Source organism: Clostridioides sp. ES-W-0018-02, assembly GCF_020658175.1.
Classification (GTDB): Bacteria; Bacillota; Clostridia; order Peptostreptococcales; family Peptostreptococcaceae; genus Clostridioides.
In genome coordinates this window covers 293563-306521 of sequence record NZ_JACVVY010000001.1, presented here as the reverse complement: position 1 = coordinate 306521, position 12959 = coordinate 293563, and the positions used below count along the sequence as shown (strand labels likewise).

Sequence of the window (12959 nt, the reverse complement as noted above, 5' to 3'; positions counted from 1 at the left end):
ATTTTTAATGAATAATGGAATAGTGAAATGGTTTAACAACGAAAAAGGATTTGGTTTTATAACAGTAGAAGGTGGAGATGATGTATTTGCTCATTTCTCAGCTATACAAACTTCAGGATTTAAATCATTAGAAGAAGGTCAAAAAGTAAGCTTTGATATAGTTAAAGGTGCTAGAGGTCAGCAAGCAGAAAACATAACTATATTATAATTATATAGATTTTTTCGGAAAAGACTCTTTTAAGAGTCTTTTTTTATTGGTAATATACAATATAATTATTAATTAAGTAAATAATATTATTTGGACAAATAAAAAAATCCCTCTCCTAAATATAAAATACTCTTCATAAATAAGGGTTATTTCAGTAAAGATATATAGTATATTATATATAAAAAATCCAATAGATTAGCTCTATTAGATTTTTATTTCATATATAAATATTTTTCATTAATGTTTTCAAAAGTTTAATAACGTTTTTGAAATTTTATCAAATTTTTCACTAGATATATCAAATTTTTGCTTAAATTTTTCATCGTTCATTCTTTCAACAATTACTTTATCTGGAGATAATTCATAAATAATACTTTTTATCTTATTAATAGATTCCTCATTATCATTATATTCCTTTATAATTGTTACTTCTAAAATAAATTTTCCTTTATACTGTTTATTAAATAAAATCATATTTGAAATATATTCTTCTAGAGTATATCCTATAATTGGTCTCTGAATTTTTTGAAAATCTTTTTCCGATATTGTTTTTATCTCTCCAATGACTTCATCACACATATTGGCTATTTCTATATATTCGTCTTTACCTAATAAATATCCATTAGAAAGTAATCGTACAGGCACTCTTTTGCGCTTTACTAACTCGATTACATCACAAATTTTATCATTCAATAGTGATTCTCCTTTTGAATTAATGAAAACTAGTTCTGCCTTATGCTTTTCTATTATACTTTCTAATTCTCTAAGTGAGTCATCCATCTTGTCAAATGATTGAAGTGTATCCACTTTATTATATGACCTTCCAATAGGACAGAATATACAATCAAAGTTACAATACTTTTCAGGAAGTATATTTACTTCTAATACTCTTTTTCCATCCTCAATATAAATATCTTTATAACTAAAACCACTCATTACTCTATCCTCTCAAAATTAATTTATTGATACTTCTTTATTATTAATATCTAAAATTGAAATTTTACATGTTCCACCTAAATTTTCTTGAACTGTTTTCGCCAAATAATTCAAGGCATTCTCAAATTCTTCAAATCTACTTTCATCTACTAATTCAATACATAAAAATGCATTATTTGTATTTTCAGTAAGCATTGTCCTCACTGCTTCACGCCAATTCCAACATCTACAAATTGCACCTTCATTATCTTTATAGACTATCTCACCTTCATATGGAGATGAGTTTTCTTCTGTTCCTAATGGTATAAATTCTTCATTTCCAACTGCTCTAGTCAACCTAATATCTCCCATAAATTTGTCTATGTCTTCTCCACCACAAGGCAATGCATATTTTAGCGAAATAGAATTGTAAATATCCACTAAGGGGTTAATAGTTGCTATATGATTTCCATTATGAACTCTTTTTAGCAATGCCTCAATAGATGACCTTGCTCCTTTTTTCGTTTTAAATTTTTTGAATGCTTCTCTCCATACTTTAATTACTTGGTTATTGCTAAGTTCTAAATCCTTCAAGTGTTTTAATGCCTCTTTTTCTCCCTGCAAAATCATTTCCTTGTATTCTTCTTTATCCTTTATAGAGTTGTCTATGTCCTTACAAATAACAACTCCTATCTTTGAACTAGGAAATAGGTTCCAAAACTCATCCTCAACAACAAATTTTTTCATTAGAATACCTCCTCAACTTTAAAATATATAAAAATAAAAAAGCCTACAGAAATATTATTAAATATCTCCCAGGCTTTTATCCTTCCGTGTACACAATAACTGTGCGTTTTCTCTTGGACCTGCCCATTATAAAATGCGGAACCCTAGAAAACTAAACTATATATTTTTGTAATTTATAAAATACAAATAAATTTTAGCATAATATAAGATTTAAAACAATACTATATTGGATTCTTATATTTGTACAAAATAATATTTAAAGGTTATTTAGCTAATCTAATAGAATACTACATTATACTTATAATTTTATTAATAAAATTATAAGTATAAAAATTTCAGAATAAGTCTATTTTAAGTGTAAGTTATAAATCCCAATTAAAATAGACTTAAATTTCATTTTATGTTAAAATCTTTACAGTAATAAACAATTTTATTTTAAGGAGATAATTTTATGAATAATTACTTAAAATTTGCTACATATCAGCTCATAGGCTTTACATCTTCTATACCTAAACTTATAAAAATCAAAAAAAATCCAGATAAATTTAACTTAAAAGAAAAATTTGAATTTATGCAAAAACAAGCTAAAAAATCTTTAGATATAGTAAATATAGACCTTAATATACTTGGCAAAGAAACATTACCAAAAGAACCAATCTTATTTGTTGTAAATCATTCAAGTATGCTTGATAGTTTTATCCTAGCAGCAAGTGTAGAAAGACCAATTGGATGTGTAATTGCAGATGAGCCAGTTTGGAGAAATATACCTATATTTAAAGAATGGGCGAAGTTGTTACGATGTGTATATGTAAACAGAAAAAATAATAGAGAAGGGATTAAAAGTATTGCTGAAGCCTCACAAAATATACTTACAGGTCAGAGTATGGCAGTGTTTCCAGAAGGAGATTTAACCTGGATTAAAGAACCAAATTCTCTAGTATCAGATTTTAGAAGTGGAGCCTTAAAAATAGCATATAAAGCAAAGTGTCCTATTGTTCCATTAGTCATAAAAAATTCAAAAGATACTTATGAAGGATATCAACCTATTGGTAAAATTAACTCTGTTCCTGTTGAAGTTGAATTCCTAGAACCAATTTATGACCATATTGAAAATCCTAGACTAAAATCTTCTGTATTAGGAGAAAATATTAAAAAAAATATGATAAACAAAATAGAAAGTTTTAGAAAAACAAATAAAAACTTTTAAAGAATTTTAACATTAAAATTTATTGACTAGAAAAAATTTTAATGTTAAAATTTTTTTAAGAGGTGATTAAGATGGCAAAAAATACAAAACAAACAACAGTTCACATTGATGAAACATTACTTAAAGAAGTTAAAAGAATAGGAATTAATGAAAATAAAAGTATATCTCAAATAATAAATGAATCAATAATAGATTATGTATTAGTTTACAGAGAAAACGAAGACAAAGAAAAAAATGAACACGATAAAAATTTAAATGATACAATAAATGCTTTTAAAAGAGAGGAAGAAAAAAGAGTTGAGGCAAAAAGTGCTGCTAGAGCTATAGCAGAAGCAAAAAAACGAGTTCTCTACTAATAAATATAAAAAATCGGTACAAACTATGCACCGATTTTTTTATATCTAAAACATATTCAAAAAGACTTAAATTTTCTTTAAATTATATCAAATCTCCAACAACTTTCACTTTTATAAGGAGTGCATTACCTGGAAGATATGCAAGTGGAACATCTTCTATATTTAATACTTCTATAGTATCCTTTTTAGCACCTGCTTTTAAAGCTTTGTTTATGGCTTCTTGTTTTGCGTCTTCTATAGCATCTTCTCTAGACATTTTATCTAAGCTGTACACTTTTTCTACATCCCCACTTATTTGCCCTAAAGCTGCACCAATAGCATTTGCTGCAGTATAATGAGGAGGTCTTATAACATCACTTATACCTTTTAGTTTTTCTGGAACAATTATACTTCCTCCACCAGTTAAAACTAATTCAACATCATTTTGGCTAGTCTTCATTTGGTCTACAGCATCTTCTAGTTTTAAAATTACTTTTTTATATACCTCATCACAATAATCTTTATCTAAATTTTCAACATTATTTTTTCTATCCTCAAATGCCATGCCTAACTTTGTAACAACATCTGATAAAGTTAAAGTATCACCACCAAATATTATTGCATCTTCAGTTATTCTATACCCTACACTCTCAGGACCTATTTTTATATTGTCTTTTTCGCCTTTTACACAAGTTCCTCCAGCAAGTCCAATAGTTAAAACATCAGGCATTCTAAAGTTCGTATGTACTCCTCCAATTGTAACAGGAATTGAAGATTCTCTAGGAAATCCATTGTATAATACACCTAAATCACTCGTAGTTCCTCCAACATCTAGTACTATTGCATTTTTTACTTTTGATAAGAAAGACGCTCCCCTTATAGAATTTGTTATTCCACATCCAATTGTGAAAATAGGATACTTCATTGTGTACTCCAAATTCATTAATGTTCCATCATTTTGACTAAAATATATTTCTGCATCTATTCCTAAATCTTTCAATGCTTTTTCAAATCCTAAAGAAACAGCCTTACCTACTCTAGACAATGCAGAGTTTAAAATTGCTCCGTTTTCTCTTTCCAGTATACCTATATTACCTATTTCATTTGATAAGGATATTGGAATATCACCAAGAATCTCTCTAACCCATTTTGCAACTTCTTCTTCTTGTTGTTTATTTACAGGAGCAAATACTCCACTTATTGCAACACTTTCTACCTTGCCTTTTATCTTATTGCAAAAATCTACAACTTCATCTTTACAAAGTTCATTTATCTTTCTTCCATCAAACTCATAACCACCAGATATCAATATTGAATCTAATTCTATTTTTTCTCTTAAATCTTCTGGCCAATCTATAAATGGTAAAATAGCAGTGGTTGCTGGTTTTCCAATTCTTATCATTGCTACATTATTAAGTCTTTTTCTTTCTACTATTGCATTTGTACAGTGAGTTGTACCAAGCATAGCATATTTTATTAATGAATGGTCAATTTTACTTTCATCTATAACTTTTTTTAAGGCATTATAAACACCAGTTTCAACATCTTTTGTAGTTGCTACTTTAACTGAATGGATTACTTTTAATTCCTTATCCAGTATACAAGCATCTGTATTTGTTCCTCCAACGTCAATTCCTACACGATACATCAAAATTTCCCCCTAAATTTTTATTTTCCTTGTAATTCTTCTACTGTTTTATACTCTACATCATATCCAAAGTATTCAGGTCCAACTGTCTCAATTCCTTTTTTAGTTCTCCATTTTTCATTACAAGGAAAAGCTACTACCATCACACGAGAACCATATTTTATTCTTTCTGTAGTTATTGGGAATCCAGTTTCTAAATCTAATATTGCTATTAAATCTGGCGTAATACAAAGTGGTGTACTACCTTTTTTTGCAATTAGATTTTCATTTTGAAATAGTACAGAGTATTCTCCATCATATCCATTAATTCCAGCGAAGAATGCATGCCCTCTAGTAAAACCACCTTTTAACTCTCTTTTAATATCAACTACTTTTCCTTCAAATAATTTATACCCTTTTAATTCTTTCAATATATTTTCAATAGCACCTTTTGAGTCTGACTTATTCTCAAGTAAAAATCCTCCTATAGTTTCAGCTATAGTCAAGGTATTTCCTATCGCAGCTTTTTTAACTTGAGCTCCACTTAAATTATAGTCACTAATAGAAGAACTTCCTCCCATTTCTACTGTTAAAGTTCTAGCCAATCTTTCTGACCAAATTCCATCAACAGGATAAAGGATGGCTGAATTACCCTTTTCATCAGCCATTACAGCAGGTGATGCTTCATATCCTTCAAGATAAAAAGTTACCATTTGAGCTTCCGGAAACGCTCTACCCATAGAATCTGCATCCAAAATAGGAAGCCCTTTTTTTGCAGCAACTGCTATTGGCATAAGTGAATTTATTCCTCCTATTTCTATAGGAATTATAACATCAACTTTTCTATTCAATAATTTTTCCATTATCTCTAAAGGAGTAGTTAATTCCACTTCAGAAAGTAATTTTTCTATTGTAATTACAGGGGAACCCATACCAGATACTGGTACTACTAAAGCATCATCCTCTAGCTCATCTAAACTAATCACTTTTACAGGCCCATACTTTTTAATTGCTTGTTTTGCAACTAATTTACCTATGTATGGGTCTCCTCCTCCTCCTGTTCCAAGCACTGCTGCGCCAACTGCTATTTTATCCACGCTTTCTTCTGTTAAAAATCTCATGTTACTTTCTCCTCATATTCCAAATTTATTTTATACTTTACAAGCATATTTCATTAAACTGCTTTTTCTGCTTCTTGTTTGTTTTTTGATGAACAAATCACTTTTCCAATAATTGATTGTATTATAAATCCTGCTATAAATCCATCTAAAGGTGCTATAGTAGTAAGAGTTATAAATCCATATGTAGAAAGGTATGTTATTAATATACCAATTATCCAAGATATTATTGAATGTTTAACTATTGGTTTGTATGCTATCCCCTTATCAAATCCTTTAAGTTCTTGTTTTACTATATAATATTCTGCTGTATACACACCACCAACAGGTGCAATAACAATTCCAAGTAAATTTAAAAATCCTATAAATCCTTCATATATTCCAAATACAGCTAATAAAGTTGCTACAACACCAAGAACTATAGTTAATACTTTTTCAGGAGCTTTTTTTAGTACAAGAGCTATACTTAGTGATGCAGAATATACATTGCTTGTATTTGTAGTCCATTGAGCTAATGTAAGTACAATTATACCTGGTATAGCAATTCCTAATGTAATAAAAATTCTCATAATATCTGAAGTACCCATACATTTTACTAATATTATTGATACTACTATCATAAAAGCATTTCCAAATTGTATCCCTAGAAAACTTGAAAGTGCACAATCTCTTCTACTTTTAGCCCAGCGACTTATGTCAGGTGATACTATTGCTCCAACTATTATTATACTCATTGATAGAGAAACTCCACCTGCAAATGTCATAGTCGATTTCATATTATCATCAACTGGAATTCCATTTGCTTTAAAAGCTAAGAATATAGTTAACATCATAAGAATTAATAAGAATGGTACTGAATACACACTTAATTTTTCCATTGCTTTATATCCATAAATAGCTGTACTCATCATCAAAAGACCACCTATGAGGCTTAAAATTTGCATGCTCACATCTAGATTAAATATATCTTTTATTATTATTTGAGCATTTTGAGCAAAAAAGCCTACTTGAACTCCAAACCATCCTAATAAAGAAACTCCTATAACTAGAGAAAATATTTTTGCTCCAGCTTCTCCAAACACATATTTTGTTATCATAGATGTAGATAAGCTTGTAGATGAACCAACTAAAGAGCATATAGTATACAAAATAGCAGAAAAAAATGAACCTACAATTACTGATAATATTGCTTGTTTCATTGGCATACTTTGAGCTAACTCAGCTCCTAAAATAACAGATGATAAATCCACACCTATTGCTACTAGCACTGAAAACATAGCTACCCAACCACGTTTTTGATTCTCTGGAACCTGTTCCAGGGCATAATTAATTTTTTCTTCTTCCATTTTCATCCCTCCATTAAAATTGTAAAACCATTTAATTTGTTTGTTTTACAATTTTCTAATTTATAAATTTATTAACAACTATACATTTATAATTTTCATTTAATATATAGTTTTAAATTTTCTGAAATAATTTTATAATAAAAAACGCCTCTTGGAAAAAATCCAAGAGACGAATACCAATCCGTGTTACCACTCTTATTAGTAAAAATTTATTTTACTCACTCATTTTCTTAAGGCGAATTAAACCACTACTACAATAGAACTGTAATAGTATTCTCCAAAGCTCTTTTCACACAAATTTCAATATTAGTTCTCAGCCAAATCTAACTCTCTGTAAAATTCCTTTATGCTACTTTCTTCTTCTGCGAATCTACGTTATTTATTTATTTATGATTTATATCATAATATATATGCAATATTTTGTCAACTTAAAAAGTAAATTACTTGTATTTTTTAGTTTTATATGTAATTTTTTATATTATTACTGTATTTATATTTTGTATTTTTTAAATTTAATAAAAATTTATATTATTTTTATATACAATTGAATATAATTTTACAAATTATTTTCATTTTTTTGTAAAGTTCTACAACCATATTTTACAATTCAGTTAGTATATTCATTTACACTATACCAATCCTTCGCAAGCTTTACAACTAAATCTGGGTGTGTTTTAGAAATGTCATTTAAATTATTAGCAACACTCTTTCGTACATATAGTGATGAGTCGGTTTTTAATTGTTCCAATATAGGTAGAATAGGTGTAGGGTCTTTTTTAAATTTAGTTAGTGCTTAACCCCAAGGCAACTGTGGACGACAACATGAACGTACAGCAAATAATCATATCTCACATTATACAACAGTATTTTATATTGTTAAATCTATCTATTTAAAATACTTCACACTGCACATTCTGAAATATTGTAAAGTATCTACTGACAGTAAAAATGTCCGAACAGCCTATAAAACAAGGCTATACGAACATTTAATAAAATTTTAAAATATAATCAGAAATTTATTTTAAGTTCAATCAAATTTTTATTGAATTATATCTATTGAATCTCCAATACTTATAATTCCTTCCTTTAAAACCTTAACAAAAATTCCTTCACGTGGCATTACACAGTCCCCTGTTAATTTTTTAATTTCACATCCATTATGACACTTTTTACCTATTTGAGTTACTTCAACTTCACATTTGCCTATCTTTAATTTTGTACCAACAGGTAATGAAAACACTTCTATTCCTTCTGTAGTTATATTTTCAGCAAAGTCTCCAAATTTTAATTGGTCAAAACCTCTCATCTTCATTTTATCTATACTTTCTTTTCCAAGTAAACTTATTTGACGATGCCAGTTTCCCGCATGTGCATCTCCAACTATTCCATAATTTATTTTTAGTTCTGCACATTGCACAGGAACCTTAATTACACCCTTTTTGTCACTTATATTTATTGACACTACTTTAGCCATATTTCCTCCAAATTTTCACCCATATATTCTTAAATTATTCAAACTTAAAATCACCTGATTTTCCACCAGTTTTCTCCACAAGATGTATATTGCTTATAACCATCTTTTTATCAACTGCTTTACACATATCATAAATTGTAAGTGCTGCTAAAGAACAAGCATTTAATGCTTCCATTTCTACACCAGTTTTACCAAGTGATTTACAGGTTGCATATATTCTAATAGCAGATATAGAATCATCTATCTCAAATTCCAAATCACATCCAACCAATTTAATTTGATGGCACATTGGTATATTTGAAGATGTATTTTTAGCTCCCATTATCCCTGCAACTTGAGCTACAGATAATACATCTCCCTTTTTTATTTGTCCATTTTTTACCTTTTCTAAAGCTTCTTTACCAAGAGTAATCGTAGCTGTTGCTATAGCAGTTCTCTTTGTATCATCTTTTTCACTTATATCTACCATTTTAGCATACCCTTTTTCATTTATGTGCGTTAACATTACCTATCCTCCAATTTCATACATACGTCTATTTGTATCACTACATTTATTTTCTATTAAATGATGTTTTTCTGGCTTTTCTTTTATTATATCTTTCATAGTTTCTCTAAATAACAATGGTTTATGTAAAAGTGGTTTTATATCTATTTCCTCTTTTGAATGTAGACACAGTTTTATTGCACCACTAGAGGTAAGTCTAATACGATTACAAGTATTGCAAAATGAACAACTTAATGGAGTTATAATTCCTATTCTTCCTTTTGCTCCTTTAAACTTATAATATTCTGCTGTACTTTTTTCATCATTTTTAACTTTATATAAACCATATATTTTTTCAACCATTTCTTTTACATTAAAATATCCTTTTTTGTAGACTCTATTAGCTTCACCTAATGGCATAAGTTCAATAAATCTTACATCAATTGGTGATTTAACTGTTAAAAACATAAAGTCTTTAAGCTCATCATCGTTAAATCCATTTATGGCAACACAATTTACCTTTACTTTTATACCTAAATTTAAACATGACTCAATCGATTTTAATACTTCTTTTAAATTGCCACCTCTTGTCACAGATTTATATTTATATTCCTTTAAAGAATCTAAGCTTATATTTACTTTATTCAGACCACATTCTTTAAGCTCAAAGATTCTATCAGAAAGTCCAAGAGCATTAGTTGTCATTCCTATATTTTCTATTCCACATTCTTCTCTTGTAAACCTTATAAGTTCATTTAAATTGGGATATAAAAGAGGTTCTCCTCCAGTAAATCTAACCTTTTTTATACCTTGTTCTGACATAGCCTTTATAATGAATTTATAGTCTTCAAAACTTAGATTATCGTTTATATAATTTTTTTCAAATTTAACATCTGGTGGCATACAATAAACACACCTTAAATTACACTTATCTGTAAGTGAAATACGAAGGTAGTCTATTTTTCTTCCATACTTATCAATCATACTCTATCTACCTCTTTGTCTATTTTTTATCTATCTGAATTATATACTATTTTTTGTTATTAGTGGCACATTCTGTGGCTTCTCCTCTTAAAATTTCTATGCCATGGTCTAAGACATCAATAATGAAACTTAGATTTTCAACTGCACCTTTAGGACTTCCAGGTAAATTTATTATTATAGAATTATTCCTTATTCCACTTACACCCCTACTTAGTATAGCTTTTTTAGTAATTTCTGTAGATTTCATTCTCATGTATTCACTGAGACCTGGTATCTCTCTTTCTAAAACATCTTTAGTAGCCTCTGGAGTTATATCTCTCTTTGAAAATCCAGTACCTCCATTAGTAAGAATTAAATCTACTTTATTACTGTTACAAATTTTTATAATATTTTCCTTTAACATTTCCTTATCATCTTTTATCAACATGTATTCAATAACTTTATAATTCCCTGTATTTTCAACAAATTCAGTTAATTTTTTTCCTGTTATGTCTTCTCTTTTCCCTTCATAGCCCTTATCACTAAGCGTTATAATTGCTACATTAAACATATGGTTTCACCCCTTTATATATTAATTAAACTTTTATAAATAAAAAATCTATTTAATAGAACCTATTCTGGTAATATTCCTTCTGATAATAATGCTTCTAAAACTGCTCCTGCTATACAACGTCCTTTATCTGATATCGTAAATGAATTTTTTACTTCTTCTATTCGAGGGTCTATATCCAATATCTTTAATCCTTTTTCTATTTGTGAACCATTTCTCAATAAGCCTCTCAAAACACCATCTATAGAAGCTTTCACTTCTATTTTATTTCCATTTTTTTCAGTGATATAACATATTATATCTCCTTTTTTAACCACATCCCCTATATTACATACATTTTCTATTATTCCAACGTTCTCAGAATAAAAAACTCGTTCTTTGGTTATACCCAATATAGCACCTGGTATTCCTGTATTTTTTAAAGCATATCCTTTTCTTATCACTTTTCCTAAATTATGTCCTCTCATAGTTTCAATAACTATGTCTACATCTTTACCTGCACAAAATCCTGGACCTAAGGCTATTGTAAGTGGTGCCATCGCTTTATTTGTTCCAATATTTTTTTTTGCAAGTATACAATCTATAACTGCTACAGGACGTATTTCATCTATATATTTACCTTTTGGGTCTATTATTAGTGCCACGTTTCTTTTATTTAAAGCTTTTTTTATTTCTGCTTTATCTTTGCAATACACACAATAAACACCTTCCACAGAAACTTTCTTTTCATAGATAGCCTCACTAAAAGAAACTTTCCTTCTTATTGCAAGAGGAGTCTCAACTTCTAAAGCAATTATTTTAAAACCACAGTTATGTAACTTATGTATAACTGCTGTTGCTAAATCTCCAGCTCCTCTAACTATTATAACATTGTTCATATTTTCTCCTACTAATAAAAATTTTAAAGTCTATACTTTATATTATATAATATAATTTTACTTATTTATATAATATCATCTTATTTTATTATTATAATGGTTAAAAATTACTTTTACCTGATATTTTTCAAACAAAAAGAGACATCCATAAAATTTATAAAAGATGTCTCTTTCTAATTCCTTATATTTTATTTTTCAGATATATCATTGTTATCCTCTAAAATAACTGCTGTTCCATAAGCAAGCATTTCTGCCGCTCCTTGCATAACTGAAGCTGAAGACAATCTAAATGCTATTATTGCATTTGCACCTTTAGATTCTGCATCTTCAACCATTCTACCAATTGCAATTTGTCTTGCTTCTGTAAGCATTTCATTATATCCTGTAAGTTCTCCTCCAACAAGATTCTTAAAGCTTGCTCCTATATCTTTTCCAACATGTTTTGCTCTTATCGTACTTCCTCTAACTAGCCCTAAAACTTCTGCTATTTTTTTTCCTTCTACTTTTTCTGTAGTTACTATTAACATAATATATCAACTCCTTTATATTCCTGTTTAATATATTATATCATGTAAATAGCAATCTTCTTAATAAATCTTGTAATTTAATACTTTATCTAGGAAATCTATACTATAAAATAAGATATTTCGTTAACCAATTATGTTCCTAATCAATTTTCTATATATAAATTTACTTAGTTAACTCATCATATAAACTTAAATTGTATTCTACATTCAATTTTAAATCCTTAATTTTTTTAATAATCATTTCACTAAAGCTTCCTTTTTCAAACCAGATATTTTGTATGTCTAAAAGTTCTATCTCTTCTAAAATGGCCTCCATCTTAGACTGCTTATCTATAATAGCTACAACATCAATATTGTGTGGTACATCTTTTAGACACTCATATACATCTATACCTTCAATATTCTTTTTCTCTTCATCTATAGCAACAACTTTGTACATATTCTTTTTAAGTTCATCTAATATTTTATATGCTTTGCTTTCTTCGTCACTATTATTTAATATCACTGCCCAAGAATCACATTTAAGTAAATTCATAAATTCTCCTCCATATAAATCCTA

15 protein-coding genes, 1 riboswitch and 1 other annotated feature are annotated in these 12959 nt (G+C 28.4%); of the genes, 3 read left to right on the top strand and 12 right to left on the bottom strand.

Annotation, left to right across the window (positions count from 1 at the left end; translation table 11 throughout):
* The first annotated feature begins 7 nt into the window (after positions 1–7).
* A complete protein-coding gene (locus tag IC219_RS01500) occupies positions 8–208 on the top strand; it encodes a cold-shock protein (RefSeq protein WP_227433218.1) in 201 nt (66 codons plus the stop codon).
* Positions 209–454: 246 nt separating this feature from the next.
* Here IC219_RS01500 and IC219_RS01495 read toward each other — a convergent pair whose 3' ends face one another.
* Positions 455–1144, bottom strand: coding sequence for a radical SAM protein (locus IC219_RS01495; protein ID WP_227433217.1), 690 nt, complete (start codon positions 1142–1144; stop codon positions 455–457).
* An 18-nt stretch (positions 1145–1162) separates the two neighbouring features.
* Complete coding sequence (locus tag IC219_RS01490; RefSeq protein ID WP_227831064.1) at positions 1163–1870, bottom strand: B3/4 domain-containing protein; 708 nt, start codon at positions 1868–1870, stop codon at positions 1163–1165.
* A 63-nt stretch (positions 1871–1933) separates the two neighbouring features.
* Positions 1934–2028, bottom strand: a riboswitch (guanidine-I (ykkC/yxkD leader).
* A gap of 293 nt (positions 2029–2321) precedes the next feature.
* Between IC219_RS01490 and IC219_RS01485 the strand changes: the two genes are divergently transcribed.
* Complete coding sequence (locus tag IC219_RS01485; protein ID WP_227483235.1) at positions 2322–3077, top strand: lysophospholipid acyltransferase family protein; 756 nt, start codon at positions 2322–2324, stop codon at positions 3075–3077.
* Positions 3078–3148: 71 nt separating this feature from the next.
* Positions 3149–3433: a transcriptional regulator gene (locus IC219_RS01480; protein ID WP_227433215.1), complete on the top strand. Its 285-nt coding sequence runs from the start codon at positions 3149–3151 to the stop codon at positions 3431–3433.
* 82 nt (positions 3434–3515) lie between these two features.
* Here the strand turns inward: IC219_RS01480 and IC219_RS01475 are convergent, their stop codons facing one another.
* The 10 genes from IC219_RS01475 to IC219_RS01425 all read right to left on the bottom strand — a co-directional run bounded on the left by IC219_RS01475 (position 3516) and on the right by IC219_RS01425 (position 12935).
* Complete coding sequence (locus tag IC219_RS01475) at positions 3516–5060, bottom strand: hydantoinase/oxoprolinase family protein (protein WP_227433214.1); 1545 nt, start codon at positions 5058–5060, stop codon at positions 3516–3518.
* 20 nt (positions 5061–5080) lie between these two features.
* The gene (locus IC219_RS01470) at positions 5081–6160 is read right to left on the bottom strand and encodes a DUF917 domain-containing protein (RefSeq protein ID WP_227433213.1); all 1080 of its coding nucleotides are present in this window, start codon (positions 6158–6160) and stop codon (positions 5081–5083) included.
* 53 nt (positions 6161–6213) lie between these two features.
* Positions 6214–7503, bottom strand: a complete 1290-nt coding sequence (locus tag IC219_RS01465; protein WP_227433212.1) for a cytosine permease — start codon at positions 7501–7503, stop codon at positions 6214–6216.
* Between the two features lie 162 nt (positions 7504–7665).
* Positions 7666–7877, bottom strand: a binding site (T-box leader).
* Between the two features lie 665 nt (positions 7878–8542).
* Entirely contained in the window at positions 8543–8977 is a 435-nt protein-coding gene (locus IC219_RS01455) for an MOSC domain-containing protein (RefSeq protein ID WP_227433211.1), read from the bottom strand.
* A 34-nt stretch (positions 8978–9011) separates the two neighbouring features.
* Positions 9012–9482 (bottom strand): cyclic pyranopterin monophosphate synthase MoaC, encoded by a 471-nt coding sequence (moaC, locus tag IC219_RS01450; RefSeq protein WP_227433210.1) that lies wholly within the window; start codon positions 9480–9482, stop codon positions 9012–9014.
* A 3-nt stretch (positions 9483–9485) separates the two neighbouring features.
* Positions 9486–10445 (bottom strand): GTP 3',8-cyclase MoaA, encoded by a 960-nt coding sequence (gene moaA, locus IC219_RS01445; protein WP_227433209.1) that lies wholly within the window; start codon positions 10443–10445, stop codon positions 9486–9488.
* A 46-nt stretch (positions 10446–10491) separates the two neighbouring features.
* Positions 10492–10995: a MogA/MoaB family molybdenum cofactor biosynthesis protein gene (locus tag IC219_RS01440; protein WP_227831065.1), complete on the bottom strand. Its 504-nt coding sequence runs from the start codon at positions 10993–10995 to the stop codon at positions 10492–10494.
* A gap of 62 nt (positions 10996–11057) precedes the next feature.
* Entirely contained in the window at positions 11058–11873 is an 816-nt protein-coding gene (gene yqeB, locus IC219_RS01435) for a selenium-dependent molybdenum cofactor biosynthesis protein YqeB (RefSeq protein ID WP_227831066.1), read from the bottom strand.
* Positions 11874–12061: 188 nt separating this feature from the next.
* Complete coding sequence (locus IC219_RS01430; protein WP_227433206.1) at positions 12062–12400, bottom strand: heavy metal-binding domain-containing protein; 339 nt, start codon at positions 12398–12400, stop codon at positions 12062–12064.
* A 163-nt stretch (positions 12401–12563) separates the two neighbouring features.
* The gene (locus IC219_RS01425) at positions 12564–12935 is read right to left on the bottom strand and encodes a CoA-binding protein (protein ID WP_227433205.1); all 372 of its coding nucleotides are present in this window, start codon (positions 12933–12935) and stop codon (positions 12564–12566) included.
* Positions 12936–12959 lie beyond the last annotated feature (24 nt).